This is a genomic window from Lysinibacillus sp. NPDC093190 (assembly GCF_050280425.1).
Lineage (GTDB): Bacteria > Bacillota > Bacilli > Bacillales_A > Planococcaceae > Lysinibacillus.
Map to the genome: position 1 here is coordinate 164,320 of NZ_JBNNVG010000001.1, position 18,116 is coordinate 182,435.

Sequence of the window (18,116 nt, forward strand, 5' to 3'; positions counted from 1 at the left end):
GGAGGTTGGGCGACTCCTCGGGGATTAGCGTTACAGATGAGACCCTGCAGCGAAGCGAAGCGGCTCATCGAACGCCCCCAGGAAAGCGCCCAGCCGGAACGGAAATCAACCTTACATTATGAAGTGGCGTTACAATTAGACAAGGTCCTAAGCCTTAAATATAGAAATGAGGAACATAACATGGCAATTAAAAAAGTTGTAGAACATCCAGCAAAGGTATTATCAACACCATGCGCGGAAGTAACAGAAATTAATGAAGAAATTATTACATTACTAGATGATTTATATGACACAATGGTTGAATACGATGGCGTTGGTATTGCAGCACCACAAATAAATGTAGGATTACGTGTTGCGATTGTCGAGCTTGGCGAGGAACGAGATATTTTAGAAATGATTAATCCAACTGTTATTGAAACGGATGGAGCTGAAGTAGATATTGAAGGATGCTTAAGCTTCCCGGGATTATACGGTGAGGTTGAACGACCTGACTATGTAAAAATTGAAGCGTGTGACCGTGAAGGGCGTGTATATGAGCTAGAAGCGGGAGGCTTTGATGCAAGAGCAATTTTACATGAAATCGATCATTTAGATGGCGTGCTATTTGATTCAAAAATCAAACGTATTCTATCTGAAGAAGAGCTTGAAGCAATGTATGCTGAAGAGGAGGAATAATATGACTTCAATAATTTTTATGGGGACACCTGATTTCTCCGCGCCAATTTTGCGTATGCTACATCATGAAGGTTATGATATTAAAGCTGTAGTTACACAACCAGATCGTCCAGTTGGGCGTAAGCGTGTGCTAACACCACCACCTGTTAAAGCAGCAGCGATGGAGCTAGGTTTACCTGTTATTCAGCCTGAAAAGCTCCGTGGTTCTGAGGAATTACAGCAAATTATTGCTTTACAGCCTGACTTAGTTGTAACGGCTGCTTTTGGACAAATTTTGCCAAAAGAATTGCTAGATGTACCACCGCTTGGTTGCATTAACGTCCATGCGTCACTTTTACCGAAGTATCGTGGTGGAGCACCTATTCACCAAGCAGTTATTGATGGTGAAAAAGAGACAGGTGTAACGATCATGTATATGGAACAAAAGCTAGATGCCGGTGATATCATATCTCAAAAGGCTATCCCAATTGAAGAGAAAGATCATACAGGTGGACTATTTGATAAGCTAAGTATTGTAGGCTCCGAATTATTAAAAGATACACTTCCTTCTATTATAAATGGAACAAATAACCGTACCGTGCAGGATGAAGCGCAAGTAACCTTTGCAAGCAATATTTCACGTGAACAAGAACGTATCGATTGGACAAAGGATGCTACAACTTTATACAATCAAGTGCGTGGTCTGCATCCATGGCCAGTTGCCTATACAACATTTGAAGATGGTAATTTTAAAATTTGGTGGGCACAGGTTGGTAGCACAAAGCATGATGCTATACCTGGTGAGGTGGTCGCGATTTCGAAGGATCATTTTGAAGTTGCAGCAGGAAATGGTACAACACTTGCCCTGTATGATGTCCAACCAGCTGGTAAAAAACGCATGACAGCAGAAGAATATTTGCGTGGTACAGGTTCTAAATTACAGATCGGGGACCAATTTAAATGAGTAAAAAAAGCGTAGTAATTTGGGATGGAAATGTGCGTGATGCTGCACTTTCTATTCTGTTAGCAGTAGATAAAAATCAAGCCTATAGTAATTTGCTTTTAAATGAAACGATAAAGCGCCATAAAATTGAAGCGAAGGATCGTGCGCTTTTAACAGAAATTACGTATGGCACTCTACAATATAAAATGACACTTGACTACTATTTAGAGCCATTCATTCATGGCTCAGTGGATCATTGGGTGCGCTGGCTTTTACGTTTATCTTTATATCAAATGCATTATTTAACGCGTATACCACCACATGCAGCGGTAAATGAAGCTGTAGAAATTGCCAAGCGTCGAGGTCACCAAGGTATTGCTTCAATGGTCAACGGTATTTTACGATCTATTTTACGTCAGGGTGTAGCTTCTACTGATGACATTAAAGATCCAATTGAGCGCCTTGCTATTGAAACGAGTCATCCCGAATGGTTAGTGCAGCGCTTTGTCGATAACTACGGTATTGAAGTAGCAGCTGAAATGTTACATGAAAATAATGTACCTCCGGTGCAGACTGTACGTGTAAATACGACGAAAGCAAGCGTTGAGCAAGCTATTGCCAGCATAGAAGCGGAAGGTTTATCAGCGAAAAAAAGTGACTTGATGCCTGAATGCTTACATGTAACAAATGGTCAGCCAGCTCGAACAAAAGCATTCCAAGAAGGGCTTATTACAATTCAGGATGAAAGCTCCATGATTCCTGCGAATGTTTTGCATCCATCTCCTGGCATGCGCGTCTTAGATATGTGTGCAGCTCCAGGTGGAAAGACAACACATATAGCTGAGATTATGAAAAATGAGGGTTCGATTTTAGCTACCGACCTTCACCCTCATAAATTAGATTTAATCGACCATAATACGGATCGTCTTGGGATTGATATAGTAGAGACTGCTCCGGTTGACGGACGTAAGGCACCGGATTTTCTACAACTAGAATCATTCGACGCTATTTTAGTCGATGCGCCTTGTAGTGGTTTAGGTGTTATGCGCCGCAAGCCAGATATTAAATATACAAAACGTGAGGAAGATTTAGAAAACCTCCAAAAAATACAATTGGCGCTATTAGATGCTGCAACAAAAGTATTGAAAATAGATGGTAAGCTTGTGTACAGTACATGTACAGTCGATAAAAGGGAAAACGAAGGTACTGTAGAGGCCTTTTTAACAACGCATCCAGAAATGGAAGCTATACAACTAGAATCTTTACCAACAAAATTAGCGGAAAAGCAAGCAGATGGCATGCTTCAAGTCTTTCCACAAGACTTTGGCAGTGACGGTTTCTTCGTTGCCGCCTTTCGTAAAAAAGGAGGATCCAACTAATGGTGGATCAAGATAAATTTAATGAGCGTATAAGCGACTTAGTTGAAGAAGCAGAAGACAAGCCTGTTCGACGCGCAAAAAAAGAAAAACCAAATTTAAAGGAATCGGTATACTCATTACAGCCGAAACAGTTAGAAGAATGGTTAACGGAAAATGGTGAAAAATCGTTCCGTGCAGCACAAATTTTTGATTGGCTTTATAATAAACGAGTAAAAACATTTGATGAAATGTCTAACCTTTCAAAGGGATTACGTGAAAAGCTTGAAGCAAGTTTTGCATTGACGACATTGTCAACAATTATTCAACAGGAATCAAAAGATGGTACTATCAAGTTTTTATTTCAATTACAAGATGGCTATTCTATTGAAACTGTATTAATGCGTCATGAATATGGGAACTCTGTTTGTGTGACGACACAAGTAGGCTGCCGAATTGGCTGTACGTTTTGTGCGTCAACTTTAGGTGGTTTAAAACGTCACTTATTAGCAGGGGAAATCGTAGAGCAAGTTGTCAAAGTACAACAAACTTTAGATGAATTGGGCGAACGTGTGTCACATATCGTCATTATGGGTATTGGAGAACCTTTCGATAATTATGATGCGATGATGAACTTCTTAAAAGTCATCAACCATGAAAAAGGGTTAAATATTGGTGCTCGTCACATCACTGTATCAACATCAGGAATTGTTCCTAAAATTTACGAATTCGCTGATGAACAGCTACAAATCAACTTTGCAGTATCCTTACACGCACCAAACCAAGAGGCTCGTCAAAAACTAATGCCAATTGCTCGTGCTTATAAGTTGGATGAATTAATGGAAGCCGTTCGTTACTATACCAAAAAAACTGGCCGACGTGTTAGTTTTGAGTATGGTTTAATGTCTGGTGAAAATGATTCAGTTGAAATTGCAGAAGAATTATCTGCATTAATAAAAGGAATTAAATGCCACGTGAACTTAATTCCTGTAAACTACGTACCAGAACGTGATTATGTTCGTACATCCCGTAGTCAAATCTTTGCCTTTGAAAAAACATTAAAGAAAAATGGTATTAACGTAACGATCCGCCGAGAGCAAGGTTCTGATATTGCAGCTGCGTGTGGTCAATTACGTGCGCAAGAGAGATCTGAAGAGACGAGGTGACCAGTGTTGGAATACACAGTCGAAAGTGATATTGGGTTAAAACGAGCAATTAATGAAGACCGTGCTGCATTTTTTAAACGTCCAGACGGGCTTGCGCTAGCACTTGTAGCAGACGGCATGGGTGGTCATAATGCTGGCGATGTAGCGAGTGATATGGCAATGAAACAGATAGAGTCCGTTTTTTTACAGGCAGAGGCACATCATTTTGCATCAACAACAACAAAAAAAGAGTGGTTATTACAAGCAGTCAAGCAATTGAATAAAAGTATATACGACTATTCTTTATCACACGAAGACTGTAAAGGAATGGGCACGACGTTTATTGCAGTGTTAATTGAAGAAAATCATTGCTATATCGCACATGTTGGCGATAGTCGTGTGTATTATTTCTTTGATGATGGTGCACAACAAATAACAAGAGATCACTCCTATGTAAATGTTCTGGTTGAAAATGGTGAAATTAGTGAAGAGGAAGCATTGACGCATCCGAAGAAAAATTTCATCTTAAAAGCTGTTGGTACAGAAGAAACAATTGAACCTGACTTTTATGAAGTTGATTTAGCATCAGAATCGTATTTACTCATTTGCTCTGACGGTTTAAGCAATAAACTTACAGTGTATGAAATGGCATCAATTATTACGTATCCTGATTCAATAGAAGAAAAAGGACGAAAACTTGTAGAATTAGCAAATGCAAGCGGGGGAGAAGATAATATCTCCCTCGTGCTACTCACAAGGCAAGATGAGGAGGTGTAAGTATGCTTGTAGGTAAACGAATTAGTGACCGCTATAAAATTATAGAGCTTATTGGTGGCGGTGGTATGTCCAATGTTTATTTAGCACATGACATGATTTTAAACCGTGATGTAGCGATCAAAATATTACGCTATGATTTTACCAATGAGGATGAATTGCATCGTCGTTTTCAACGTGAAGCACTTTCTGCTACAAGCCTTACACATCCAAATATCGTTAGTGTTTATGATGTAGGTGATGATGGTGATCTACATTATATTGTGATGGAGTATGTCCAAGGAAAAACATTAAAGCAGTACATACAGGAATTTGCACCGATTTCTCCAGCCAGAAGTGTGCATATTATGAAGCAGTTAACATCAGCAATTGCCAATGCTCATGAAAATCATATTATCCATCGTGACATTAAACCTCAAAATATTTTAATGGATGCTGAAGGCAATGTGAAAATAACTGATTTTGGCATAGCGATGACGCTTAGTGCAACGTCATTTACACAAACGAACTCCGTGCTAGGAACGGTGCATTATTTATCACCAGAACAGGCTCGTGGTGGTACGGCAACAAACAGATCTGATATTTATGCACTTGGCATTGTTTTATATGAATTATTAACTGGAGAATTGCCATTTTCAGGCGAGTCAGCAGTTTCGATAGCGCTTAAACATTTACAATCAGAGACACCGTCAGTTCGTGCATTCGATGCTACAATTCCACAAAGCGTGGAAAATGTTGTGCTAAAAGCTACAGCAAAAGATGCTGCTCATCGTTATTCAACTGTAGAAGAAATGCAAGCAGATTTAGAAACAATTTTATCGCCAAATCGTATTAATGAACCGAAGTTTGTCATACCGGAAGATAATGATGTGACAAAGGCTATTCCGATTATAAGAGAGCCAGTTATACGTAAAGACGGAGATTTAACGAAGACAAGAGCAATCGAACCAATTGCACAATCAAAGCCGAAACCCGAGGCTAAGAAGCCTGTTGAAAAGACAGCACCTGTAAAGAAAAAGAAAAAATGGCCAATATATGTTGCCGGACTACTAATATCAGCAATCGCCATTTTCCTATTCATTTTCTTTGCCACAGATGTATTTAGCCCGAAAAAAATACCTGTACCTAGTGTGGCTGATCTTACAATTAAGGAAGCTACTAAGAAATTAGTGGCTGAAGGCTTTGCTGTTGGTGAACATCAAGAGCGCTATGATGAGAATGTTGAAAAGGATAAGGTTATTGAAACAGATCCTGCGGAAGGTACAGAGCGTGTAAAAGGTACGGAAATAGACTTAATCGTCAGTCTTGGAAAAGAAACGACGAAATTGGAAGATTATACTGGTCGACCATTTAGCCAAGTCGAAGCATTGATAAAGGACAAATTTGCCGATGTAAAAACTGAAAGTGTGCACTCACAAGAGCCTGAAGGTCACATTATTAAACAAGTACCAGAAGCAGGTCAAGACGTAATTGCTAAAGAGACAACTGTTATTTTTACGGTAAGCGCAGGTTTACAAATGGTTACCGTAGATAGTGTTGTGAATTACACGAAGGCTCAAATGGATGAGTATGTAAGTAGAAATGGCTTAAAATGGCGTATTGCTCGTGAAGACTATAATGATACAGTAGCTGCTGGAAGTGTTATTTCTCAATTGACAAAATCTGGGACTATGGTTGAAGCAGGATCTACAATAGCTGTTGTCATAAGTAAAGGACCTGCAGCAAAGCCTGATAAAACTTTGATTAAAACTGTGCCAATTGAATATAAACCAAATGAGGAAGGTTTAGAGCAAACTATTCGAATTGATATTCAAGATAAAAACCATAAAATGTTAGAAACAATTGAAACATTTACTATTACGGCTGATACAGAATATCGAATACAGCTTGTTATTGGAGATGGTCAGGAAGCGGCCTATAAAATTATTCGTGATTCAGAAATTATTGCTGAAGACAGATTCAACTACGATGATGTCAAATAAGGGGGAATTAGATGGCGCAAGGCCAAATACGTAAAGCATTAAGCGGTTATTACTATGTATATGATGGAGAACAACTAATACAATGTCGAGGACGTGGGGTATTTCGCAATCGCGGGGAATCCCCACTCGTTGGCGACAATGTAGAATATACTCTGGAAACAGAGGGATCAGACGGTACTATTCAAAAAATTATGGAACGCCAAAATGAATTAGTACGTCCTCCAATAGCCAATATTGATCAAGGAATTCTGGTATTTTCTGTAAAAGAACCTAATTTTAATACAATTTTACTGGATCGTTTCTTAGTTGTTTTAGAGTCATTTCATGTTCATCCAATTATTTGTTTAACAAAGATGGATTTGCTAGAAGATCATAAACGTGAGGAATTGCAAAGCTATATAGCAGATTATGAAAGTATGGGTTATACAGTGCTACAAACCTATAAGGATGAGGAAGAATTAGTTGATCGTCTACAACCTATTTTAAAGGGAAAAACTTCTGTATTAGCAGGGCAATCTGGAGTTGGGAAATCCACACTACTAAATACATTGATTCCAGATTTAAATTTAAAAACTGGAATTATTTCACAAAGTTTAGGGCGTGGAAAACATACGACTCGCCATGTCGAATTAATTGAGGTATGTGACGGTTTATTAGCAGATACTCCAGGATTTAGTTCATTTGATTTTGATGATATAGAGAAAGAAGAATTAGGCGCATGCTTCCCTGAAATGGCCCGTATGGCAGATGATTGTAAATTTAGAGGCTGTTTACACTTAAAGGAACCAAAATGTGCAGTAAAGGCAGCGGTGGAAGCTGGAGAAATTCGTGACTATCGTTATAAACACTACGAACAATTTATGCAAGAAATTATGGATCGAAAGCCGAGGTATTAATGATGATACAAATAGCACCATCAATTTTAGCAGCTAACTTTGCTAAATTAGGAGAAGAAGTAAAGGAAGTAGAAAAGGCGGGAGCACAGCTTATTCATATCGATGTTATGGATGGTCATTTTGTGCCAAATATTTCTTTTGGTTCTATCGTATTAGACGCCATTCGTCCTTTAACTGATTTACCGCTAGACGTTCATTTAATGATCGAAAATCCAGATCAATATATTGAACAATTTGCCAAAGCAGGAGCGGACTATATTACGGTGCATGTAGAAGCTTGCCGCCATTTACACCGTACGATTCAATTAATTCGTTCATATGGAGTCAAACCTGGTGTTGTATTAAATCCACATACACCAATAGAATCTATTCAACACATTTTAGAAGATATTGATATGGTGTTGTTCATGACAGTGAATCCAGGGTTTGGTGGACAAAAATTCATTCATTCTGTTGTGCCAAAAATTGAAGCGTTAGCAACTATTATTAAAGAACGCAATCTAGATATTGCTATAGAGATCGACGGTGGCATTAATGCAGAGACAATTATTCCTTGTGCAAAAGCAGGAGCAACAATTTTTGTAGCTGGTTCTGCTATTTATAGTAAAGAAGATCGTTCCGCGGCCCTACAAGAAATTTTAGCCGCTGGTGAGGCAGCGATTCAAGGATGACAGTAGCCGTTGTTTGTGCAGGTGGACCAAGAGAGGAACTCTGTTCATTTAGTCCATATAAAGAGCAAAGTGATGTGTTATTTATCGGAGCAGACCGAGGAGCACTATACTTAATCGAACAAGGAATCACACCACATGCCATAGTAGGGGATTTTGACTCACTATCGGAAGAAGAATACGAGCTGGTGATGGCACATACAAATGATAGACAACGATTCCAGGAAGAAAAAGATGAAACAGACACGGACTTAGCGTTATTAAAAGCCTTGACCTATACACCGCTTGAAATTGTACTTACAGGTGTTACAGGTGGGCGTTTAGATCATTATGAGGCAGCAGTTCGTTCGATTTATCGTTTACAAAAAGAGCATCCGCAGGTAGTATTGAAGATTATTAATCATGCAAATATGATGCAATTTTTAATGCCAGGCAAGCACATCATTGAAGCAGACGAGCAATACCGTTATTTGTCTTTCTTTGCACATGAAGAGCCGATTAAAGATGTGACATTAAGGCATGTAAAGTATGAAACAACAAAAGAAGAAATCTCTCTCGGTACATCTCGCTTTACAAGTAATGAAATAATAGGCAATTCAGGGTCTATATCTTTCTCGCAAGGCATATGTTTAATGATAAGAAGCATAGATTAGCGTAAGGGGGAGAGAGTCCTGAAAGTATATACATTTCAACTACCGAAATTTGTAAGTAGTATTACGCGTACGTGTATCAACATATTTAAAAAAGAAAAGAAAGTAAAAAAATCCGACTAACACTAGTCGGATTTTTACTGTTTTTGAACAATAAATATGTCCATGAAATTAATGTGATATGTAAAAAATATGGTCTTGGGCAACAAGCAACGGCAGGATGTTGGTCATGAAGGCGTTATAGTTGATAAAAACCGAAATTGTTCCGATAAATCTTCAAAGTATTCATATACAAAAAATAGGCGATTTTTTGTGCGGGACTGCTATATGTAAAGAAAGCCACAAGTAATTACGTTTCCTTGTAATTGCTTGTGGCTAAGTCATTTTATTGTATTTATGGTCGTTCATTAGACTGATGATTAAATACAACTTCTACATTTATATAAATATTTACAAAGGCGGTTGGTAGTTTGCCCAGTTAATAAGACAGAAAAAAATCGATTTGCGCCAAATGCGAAATCGATTTTTTGGAAGCAACGATTAAACGCGCTCGATTTTACCTGATTTTAATGCACGAGCAGAAACCCATACACGTTTTGGTTTACCGTCTACTAAGATACGAACTTTTTGAAGGTTAGCACCCCAAGTACGTTTGTTAGCGTTCATAGCGTGGGAACGGTTGTTACCAGTACGAGCTTTACGTCCAGTGATTACACATTGTTTTGGCATGTTGTATTCCCTCCTTACTGTTGATGCTGAAAGATTATTATTTCAGTTCGGTATTTCACATACCATAATAATTTAACATACGATGACGTTCAGTGCAATAGTTTTCACATAACCTTTCAAGAAAAAAACCTTTACAGACAAAAAAATCTTGTTAAATAATGGTTGTTAATTACTAGGTAATACAAATCTTGGTATATATTAGTTCGAATTTAACCCGCATTAACTAATTAAACAGTGGGGAATGAAGAAAACACCTGATTAAAGCTTCACTTTATTTCCCTCGGTAGCCAAACTTCATAGAAACACGTTTACCAGTTTCCACTAAACGCTCTGTAAGGGTATTAATACGTTCTGCTGAAACGTTAAAGCTAACAAATCCTATACTTACTGCACCAACTACTTCATTGAAACCATTTAAAATAGAAACTGCAATGGAGGATGTTCCTGCTGTTCTTTCACCATGACTAATGGCAAATCCTTGTAGTCTTATTTGCTCAAGTTGTGCCTCTAATTCAGCGATTTCTTCATGAGAAATAAGCTGTTTAATAATTTCCCTTGCTTGAGAAAATGGAATTGTGGCTAATATTGCTTTATTTGCAGCCCCAATATGCATCGGTATACGAATTCCTAACTGATCGTAAATACGAATTGGATTAGCTGCACTGTCTATTCTTTCGATAATAATTGTATCTAAACCAGCAGGCTTACTTAAATAGACACTTTCCTCGACTTCTCTTGCTAAACGCTCTAATTCTGGTCTAATTTTACTAATGTAGTCCATCGTATCATACACTTGTAAGCCAAGTTCCATCCATATTGTACCGAGTCGATATTGTTTAGTTTGATCGTCTTGTTCAATCATTCCTTCCTTAATCATCGCTTTTAAAATTCTATGTAATGTACTAAGTGGTAAATTGCATGTTGCCGAAAGCTCTGAAATGGACAAGCTGTTTTCGCTTGCAGAAGCTAAAACTTTTGCGATTGTCATTGCTCGTTCTAATAATTGCATCGATGTCCCACCTCTCCTTCATTTATTTTATTTTTAATCCTTGTCTACGTCTAGCTACATACTCGTGGATCTCTATTTCATTACGCTTCCTATTTTTAAAAAAGAATGAATATAGAAATTTTTCTAAATATATTGACAGTATACCTTAAAACACATATATTTTTCATATAAACTTTCCTCTTGACGGAAACGTTTTCCACTACACGGAAAAGGGGGTGAAAGGAATGCATTATTGTTCATCAATGTATGCACCTTTGAAACACGTAATAGTAAAACATCCAAAAGATGCTTTCCGAAGCCAAGAGCATCTTAGCGATGAATGGAAAACATTTAACTACTTATCAGAACCTAACTATGATGAGGCTCTGAAAGAATATGCTGAATTTATGAGCATTCTAGAAAAGTATGTTGAGAAAATTGATTTTTTACCAGAATCAGATGAAATAGGGTTGGATTCGCTGTATGCACATGATCCTGTAAAATTCACACCAAATGGTGCCATTATCTTGAAATCTGGCAAAAAATTAAGACAGCCAGAAGCAGCGGCTTATAAAGCCTTTTTAAAGGAAAAGGGTATTCCACTTATCGGAGAATTGACTGAAGAGGCTGTATCAGATGGTGGCGATATTGTTTGGCTTGATGATCGTACACTTGTTGTAGGTCGAGGTTATCGAACGAATGATGAAGCTATTCGACAGCTAAAGGACATGACAAAGGATATTGTCGATGAATTCATTGTTGTACAGCTACCGCATGATTTAGGGGAAGCAGAATGTTTACACTTAATGTCCTTCATTAGTATGGTGGACAAGGATTTAGCGGTTGTACATTCACGATTAATGCCGGTATTTTTCCGTCAGCTTCTAATCGAACGAGGAATTCAATTAATCGAAGTACCGAAAGATGAGTATGATGCGCTAGGCTGTAACGTGTTAACACTTGCACCCAGAGTATGTATTATTCCAAATGGAAATCCAATTACAAAGCAACAATTACTTAATGCAGGCGTAACGGTTTATGAATATGAAGGTAATGAAATTTCGATAAAAGGAACAGGTGGACCAACATGTCTAACTTGCCCAGTAGTAAGAGGATAAAAGGAGATGAAGTAAAATGTTTAAAAATGTTATTGTAAAAAATCCAGGAAATAGCTATGTAAATGGTTTAACGACTAGTGATTTAGGAAAACCGATTTTAGAAGAATTATTTGAGCAGCATGAAAAATATATAGAAGCTTTAAAGAAATGTGACGTAGAGGTTACACAACTTTCAGCGAATGAAGGTTTCCCTGATTCAACATTCGTAGAGGATACAGCTGTTTTAACACCTGAATTTGCCATTATTTCAAATCCAGGTGCAGAAGCTCGTAATCGTGAGATTGAGGAAATCGAACCAGCAGTTAAACAGTTCTATGAAAAATTATACTATATCAAAGGCCCAGGAACACTTGATGGTGGAGATGTATTACAGGCAGAAAAGAAATTTTATGTTGGCATCTCTGACCGTACTAATGAAGAAGGAGCTCGACAATTTAAAGAAATCGTTGAAAAAGAAGGCTATGAGGCAACAATTATTCCGTTAAAGGAATTTTTCCATTTAAAAACGGGCATCGCATATGTTGGTGATAATCGTATGGTGCTAGCAGGAGAGTTCATCGATCATCCTGCATTCGAATCCTATGAAAAAATTATTATTCCAAAAGAGGATGAGTATTCAGCAAACTGTATTCAAGTAAATGATTATGTCATTATTCCAGCGGGCTATCCAGAAACAAATCGTAAATTAAATGATTTAGGCTACCAAACAATTGAGCTTGAAATGTCTGAATTTAGAAAACATGATGGTGGGCTAAGCTGCTTGTCTTTACGTTTTTAACTTCTTTCAGCGGGTGTAAAAACATCCACTGAAATAGAGGAACTCAGTCTAAGAACGCCACGTCCTGTGGCAATTTATCTGTGCGAAAGCAACAACAACACACGACTGAGTGACCAACATCATGTTGCTGCCACTGCGTTAGCACTACGCTTTCGCACAAAAAACATCTGTTGGCCTAAAGCCTTCGGCGGATGTCACAAAATCGGAAAGTAGTTCACATAGGATGTTAGACTAAAATCATCGCATCCATGCGATAACGGCTAACTGACCTGCATCGGTAATGTGGCATTACCGAAATGACCGACATCGTGTCGGCCCTCGTGCAGGCCTAAGCACAAAGCCGATTCCTGACGCAATTATGCCGAGGCATAATTGATTTCAATGTAAAAATACCCAATCAATTTAAATAGGATAAATTGATTGGGTACTTTAGTAAATTTGATATCAGAATATTCGATATATTAATAACAACTAGAGAGTGGGGATGGATGTTGAGTAAAGGGGAACAACGGCAAGATAATCAATTAAACCGTTCAATGAAGAGTCGTCATTTATTAATGCTATCGCTCGGTGGAGTTATTGGAACAGGACTATTTTTAAACGTTGGCTATACAATTAATCAAGCAGGTCCTGGAGGAGCATTAATTGGTTATATATTTGGTGGCTTAATATTGTACATGGTCATGAATTGTCTTGGAGAATTAGCTGTTTACATGCCTGTAACTGGTTCTTTCCAAACCTATGCAACACGTTTTATTAGTCCTTCAGCAGGATTTTCTTTAGGATGGATGTATTTTGTCGGGTCAGCTGCCACAGCGGGGGTAGAATTTACTGCAGCGGGAATTTTGATGCAACATTGGTTCCCTCAAGTCCCTATTTGGATATGGTGTGCCGTATTTATGGTGCTGTTATTTACTTTAAATGCATTGACAACTAGAGGCTTTGCAGAAGCAGAATTTTGGTTTGCCAGCATTAAAGTCATTGCGGTGATTGCATTTATCGTTATAGGAGTTGCAGCAATCTTTGGATTGATTCCGTTAGCTGATCGACCAACACCACATTTTACGAATTTAGCACCGTCTGGATTATTCCCGGCCGGTATAACGATTATATTTGTCACAATGATGAATGTTATCTTTTCCTATCAAGGTTCTGAACTTGTCGGTATTGCAGCAGGAGAAACTGAAAATCCAGAAAAAAATATTCCTCGGGCAATAAGAACAATTCTATTTAGAATTATTGTTTTCTATATCGCTTCTATAATTGTTTTATCTGCGATATTCCCGTCATCGGAGCTTGGACTACTGGAAAGTCCTTTTGTCACATTGATGAATTTAGCTGGCGTTCCATATGCTGCTGGTATCATGAACTTTGTTATTTTAACAGCGATATTATCAGTAGGTAATTCATGTCTATATGCTTCAACACGTTTATTATGGTCGATGTCAAAAGAGGGAATGGCTCCTAAATTATTTGGACGACTAACGAAAAATAAAGTGCCATTAAATGCACTCATTTTCACGATGCTTTTTTCGCTACTTTCTTTATTAACGAGCGTGATGGAAGCAGATGCAGTATTTGTTTTACTCATGTCTATTGCAGGAATTTCTGTAACAATTTCATGGATGGGAATTTGCGCATCTCAATTGATGTTCCGATATCGTTTTGTGAAAGCAGGTGGAGATGTAGCTAACTTAAAATTTAAAACGCCATTTTATCCATTGATTCCAGTGTTCTGTATTAGTTTTTGCATGCTAATTCTTGTCTTTTTAGCATTCGATCCAACACAAAGAGTTGGTTTACTATATGGTATTGGATTCTTTATCGCTTGCATGATTTTCTATAAATTAAAATTGAGTAAAACAAATACAGTTTCTTCTGAGATCAGCTCATCACCATAACGTGGGGTTGATTTCCATTCCGACTGAGCGCTTTGTTGCTGACGCTTCGCTTTCGCACAGATAAAACATTTGTTGCTGACGCTTCGCTTTCGCACAGATAAAACATTTGTTGCTGACGCTTCGCTTTCGCGCAGAGCAAAGCTTCCTGGGGGCGTCCGATGAGCGGCTTGGGCCAACACGAAGTTGGTCACGAAGGCGTTATCACAGGACGTGATGCTTTTAGCCTTCGTTCCTCTATTGCTGATCCCCAAGGAGTCGCCCAGTCTCCACTCCAATCAAAAATTATATACATGGCATACGTTTAAAAAAATGTATCCCAACTTTTAATGATGAATTGAAATTGAAGTAAAAAATGTGGAATCATTTGATATACATTGAAATGAAATGCAATTGATTTTGAGAAAATAAAGGAGAATTTTTATGAATGTTTATCTTTGGAATACATCTGAAAAGCTACGTGCATTATTATGTGAAATTGTCAGTTGGGAAAGTAGGACATTAACAAAAGGTGAACATGAATTTGCCTATAAATTAAAAAATAAATTGCAAACGCTTTCTTATTTTCAGAAAAATCCAGAATTTATTGAATTACATGATGCGGGCCTTGAGCGCAATGCTGTGACTGCTTTGTATAAGCACCCATCTGCAACAGAAACGGTTGTGTTAATTAGTCATTTTGATACGGTCCATACTGAAGAATATGGTGAGTTGGAGCCATTAGCCTTCTATCCTGAAGAGCTGACAAAAAAGCTAATGGAACCTAAATACAAAAAGGATTTACCTGAAGCGGCAAGAATTGATTTGGAATCAGGTAATTATTTATTTGGTCGTGGGACGATGGATATGAAAATGGGGCTTGCTTTGCATATGCAGTTGATTGAAAAGGCAAGTATCGAAGAATGGCCAATCAATCTTATTTTAACGGCTGTGCCAGATGAAGAAGTAAATTCTGCTGGCATGCGTGCAGCGGTTGTTGAGCTTGTCAGACTTCGTGAACAGTATGGACTCTCTTATAAACTATTTTTAAATAGTGAGCCTTCTTTTTCACAAGGCCCAGCTGATATCAATGAATATATTTATTCAGGAACTATCGGTAAAATTATGCCTGCTACCTTATTTTACGGAAAAGAGACACATGTGGGTGAGCCATTAAAAGGAATGACAGCGAATTTTATTGCTTCATACATGACGCAGCATATGGAGTGGAATCCAATTTTCCGTGAAACAGATCTTGGTGAAAGTACACCATTACCAGTATCCTTACAATTAAAAGATTTGAAAATGGAGTATTCTACACAAACACCATATCGTGCAGCAGCCCTTTACAATGTGTTTTTATTAAAGCGCACAGCATCAGAAGTAATGGATATTTTTGAACAAGTGGCATTGGAAGCAATGTCAGCTTGCAATGAACAATATAAACGAATTTGTGAGCGAGAAAAGGTACATGGCGTAGGTGAAGTAAAAGTACTTCGTTACGAGGCACTTTTAGAGCATGCGATCAATAAATTAGGCACTGAGGAAGTAAATGTAATAAAAAGTCATGTTCTTGGAAATAGTGCATGGGATGATCGTGAGAAATCTATTCGCATCGTGGATCAGCTAATGATTCGTTGCCAGGAACTTACACCGGCGACAGTGCTGTTATATGCACCACCTTACTATCCGGCGATTAATTCATCCGATCATCCGCTTGTCATTCAATCGATTGAATTAATGAAGAAAACAGCAAAAACATTTAATATTGAAGTGGAGCAAATTCACTATTTTAATGGTATTTGTGATTTGAGCTATGTCAATTATTCGGATGACTCAAACGAATGGACAGCATTCGAGCGCAACACACCGGTATGGGGAGACACGTATAGTATTCCATTTGAAGAAATGTCCGCATTACAGGGCCCTGTTTTAAACGTTGGACCTTTTGGCAAGGATGCCCATCAAAAGACGGAAAGATTACATGTGGATAGCGCATTTAAGGAAATGCCAGTGATGCTTGATACGCTTATAAAAAGCCTGTTTTAATTAAAAAAGTGATTCAAATGAATAGGGAAACCCGTTTTATCGTTCGTTTCTACGTTAGCATTTCAGTTTTGACTACGAAAACCTGCCAAGCAATATGGCGGGTTTTTTGAGCTTTTTTAAAAGGTGGAGATTATTTCGTTCATTCTTAACTTCTTGTGCATTCACAAAGCCGATTCCGGACGCAACTATGCCTCGGCATAATTGATTAATAATTTTGCAAAGCCTACTTGTATTTTTAATTATTTAGACGATAAAAATAGGACAAATTATTGCAAGATTGTTATTAGGAGCGGAAGTTATGGAAAATCAAGAAAAGCTAACTCTCTCTATTCAAATAGAAATGATTCAATTTAATTTAATGCGAATGCGAACAGTAGCGTGGACGTTGATGTATGTAACAGCCATCATTACAATTATTCATTATGGTGAGGTCTTCTTTACAAAAACAGAAAGAGCGATGGTGCCAGCTTATATAGGCATTCACATTATATTGTTTTATATAGATTTAGCGGTGTTATTATTTGTGAAGGAAAAGAGGATTAAGGTTACAACTCTTAATTTACGAAAATACGAATCTATCTTACTTGCTTATATCTATACAATATTATTATTAATTACTGTCATAACCGTAATGGACGTTTATTTTTTTAAGCATGTGGCTCTTTATGAGGTGCTATTTTTAATGATTTGTACTTTTTTTTCTCTACCTTTCCGAAAATTTTTTTGGATTATGTTATTAACAGTACCACCCATTTTGATAGGTGGTTACTTGAGTGTCGGGATATCTGGTGAAAGTATTAAAATATTTTTACCGATGTCCCTTATTATTCCGATGGGGCTAATTATTCAGCGTCATACATTTAAAATAAAAAGACAATTTACGAAACAACATATTTTATTACAAGAAGAAATGATAAAATCCAAGAATTTGTCGAAATTATTAGCTGAGAAAAATAATGAACTATCAGAGCAAGCACTTCGGGATACGTTGACAAATTTGCCTAATCGACGAGCTTTTAATAATAAATTGACACAAATAGGGCAACAACTTAAACCAAAATCTTTGTCTGTCATGATGATTGATATTGATTTCTTTAAAAATTTAAATGATTATTACGGTCATTTACAAGGTGACGAAGCATTGATAAAAGTGGCAGCTCTAGTAGATGAAATTGCAGAAAAGTATAATGCATTTGCAGCACGGTGGGGAGGCGAAGAGTTCGTAATTGTTAGTCAGCATGCCGCAAAGTTTTCAGAGCATGTTTGTGAGGAAATTTTAGAGGAAGTACGCAACTTAAACATTCGTCATGAACGTTCAAAAGTAGCTGATATTGTAACAGTCAGCATCGGGATGTGTCATGCTAAAATCTCGAATAGCGAGCAATTGAGAACATGCTGTGAATTAGCTGATCAAGCACTATACACAGCAAAACAAAACGGTCGTAACAATTTTTACAGCAAAAGTGGAAATTTCGGTGAAGATGTATGTTTACCTTAATAATGTCAGAAA

At 37.7% G+C, this 18,116-nt stretch carries 17 protein-coding genes; 15 read left to right on the forward strand and 2 right to left on the reverse strand.

What is annotated here, in order from left to right:
- Positions 1–180 precede the first annotated feature (180 nt).
- Genes def through spoVM form a run of 10 tightly spaced genes read left to right on the forward strand, consistent with a single transcriptional unit; the run spans position 181 to position 9,190 of the window.
- Positions 181–675, forward strand: a complete 495-nt coding sequence (gene def, locus ACQKOF_RS00770) for a peptide deformylase (RefSeq protein ID WP_427552742.1) — start codon at positions 181–183, stop codon at positions 673–675.
- Between the two features lies 1 nt (position 676).
- Positions 677–1,618 (forward strand): methionyl-tRNA formyltransferase, encoded by a 942-nt coding sequence (gene fmt / locus ACQKOF_RS00775; protein ID WP_427552745.1) that lies wholly within the window; start codon positions 677–679, stop codon positions 1,616–1,618.
- A complete protein-coding gene (gene rsmB / locus ACQKOF_RS00780; protein ID WP_427552747.1) occupies positions 1,615–2,976 on the forward strand; it encodes a 16S rRNA (cytosine(967)-C(5))-methyltransferase RsmB in 1,362 nt (453 codons plus the stop codon). Before fmt ends, rsmB begins: the two co-directional genes overlap by 4 nt.
- A complete protein-coding gene (gene rlmN / locus ACQKOF_RS00785; protein WP_427552749.1) occupies positions 2,976–4,118 on the forward strand; it encodes a 23S rRNA (adenine(2503)-C(2))-methyltransferase RlmN in 1,143 nt (380 codons plus the stop codon). The genes rsmB and rlmN overlap by 1 nt, the downstream gene beginning before the upstream one ends.
- Positions 4,119–4,124: 6 nt before the next feature.
- Positions 4,125–4,874 carry a Stp1/IreP family PP2C-type Ser/Thr phosphatase gene (locus ACQKOF_RS00790; RefSeq protein WP_053483343.1) on the forward strand — a complete coding sequence of 250 codons (750 nt, stop codon included), beginning with the start codon at positions 4,125–4,127 and terminating at the stop codon, positions 4,872–4,874.
- A 2-nt stretch (positions 4,875–4,876) separates the two neighbouring features.
- Positions 4,877–6,853, forward strand: coding sequence for a Stk1 family PASTA domain-containing Ser/Thr kinase (pknB, locus tag ACQKOF_RS00795; protein ID WP_427552751.1), 1,977 nt, complete (start codon positions 4,877–4,879; stop codon positions 6,851–6,853).
- 11 nt (positions 6,854–6,864) lie between these two features.
- A complete protein-coding gene (rsgA, locus tag ACQKOF_RS00800; RefSeq protein ID WP_427552753.1) occupies positions 6,865–7,749 on the forward strand; it encodes a ribosome small subunit-dependent GTPase A in 885 nt (294 codons plus the stop codon).
- A gap of 2 nt (positions 7,750–7,751) precedes the next feature.
- Positions 7,752–8,420: a ribulose-phosphate 3-epimerase gene (rpe, locus tag ACQKOF_RS00805; RefSeq protein WP_387081476.1), complete on the forward strand. Its 669-nt coding sequence runs from the start codon at positions 7,752–7,754 to the stop codon at positions 8,418–8,420.
- Positions 8,417–9,070, forward strand: a complete 654-nt coding sequence (locus tag ACQKOF_RS00810) for a thiamine diphosphokinase (protein WP_427552755.1) — start codon at positions 8,417–8,419, stop codon at positions 9,068–9,070. Before rpe ends, ACQKOF_RS00810 begins: the two co-directional genes overlap by 4 nt.
- A gap of 18 nt (positions 9,071–9,088) precedes the next feature.
- Positions 9,089–9,190, forward strand: a complete 102-nt coding sequence (spoVM, locus tag ACQKOF_RS00815) for a stage V sporulation protein SpoVM (protein ID WP_100544041.1) — start codon at positions 9,089–9,091, stop codon at positions 9,188–9,190.
- Positions 9,191–9,607: 417 nt separating this feature from the next.
- Here the strand turns inward: spoVM and rpmB are convergent, their stop codons facing one another.
- Both rpmB and ACQKOF_RS00825 read right to left on the reverse strand, forming a co-directional pair.
- Complete coding sequence (gene rpmB / locus ACQKOF_RS00820) at positions 9,608–9,796, reverse strand: 50S ribosomal protein L28 (protein ID WP_004227417.1); 189 nt, start codon at positions 9,794–9,796, stop codon at positions 9,608–9,610.
- Between the two features lie 271 nt (positions 9,797–10,067).
- A complete protein-coding gene (locus tag ACQKOF_RS00825; RefSeq protein WP_427552757.1) occupies positions 10,068–10,805 on the reverse strand; it encodes an IclR family transcriptional regulator in 738 nt (245 codons plus the stop codon).
- Between the two features lie 224 nt (positions 10,806–11,029).
- Between ACQKOF_RS00825 and ACQKOF_RS00830 the strand changes: the two genes are divergently transcribed.
- The 5 genes from ACQKOF_RS00830 (at position 11,030) to ACQKOF_RS00850 (ending at position 18,104) form a co-directional block, all read left to right on the forward strand.
- Positions 11,030–11,902, forward strand: coding sequence for a dimethylarginine dimethylaminohydrolase family protein (locus tag ACQKOF_RS00830; protein ID WP_427552759.1), 873 nt, complete (start codon positions 11,030–11,032; stop codon positions 11,900–11,902).
- A 16-nt stretch (positions 11,903–11,918) separates the two neighbouring features.
- Positions 11,919–12,680, forward strand: a complete 762-nt coding sequence (locus ACQKOF_RS00835; protein WP_427552761.1) for a dimethylarginine dimethylaminohydrolase family protein — start codon at positions 11,919–11,921, stop codon at positions 12,678–12,680.
- A gap of 488 nt (positions 12,681–13,168) precedes the next feature.
- The gene (locus ACQKOF_RS00840; protein ID WP_427552763.1) at positions 13,169–14,581 is read left to right on the forward strand and encodes an amino acid permease; all 1,413 of its coding nucleotides are present in this window, start codon (positions 13,169–13,171) and stop codon (positions 14,579–14,581) included.
- Positions 14,582–15,001: 420 nt separating this feature from the next.
- Positions 15,002–16,606 carry a M20/M25/M40 family metallo-hydrolase gene (locus ACQKOF_RS00845; RefSeq protein WP_427552765.1) on the forward strand — a complete coding sequence of 535 codons (1,605 nt, stop codon included), beginning with the start codon at positions 15,002–15,004 and terminating at the stop codon, positions 16,604–16,606.
- Between the two features lie 298 nt (positions 16,607–16,904).
- Positions 16,905–18,104 (forward strand): GGDEF domain-containing protein, encoded by a 1,200-nt coding sequence (locus ACQKOF_RS00850; protein WP_427552767.1) that lies wholly within the window; start codon positions 16,905–16,907, stop codon positions 18,102–18,104.
- Positions 18,105–18,116: the final 12 nt, after the last annotated feature.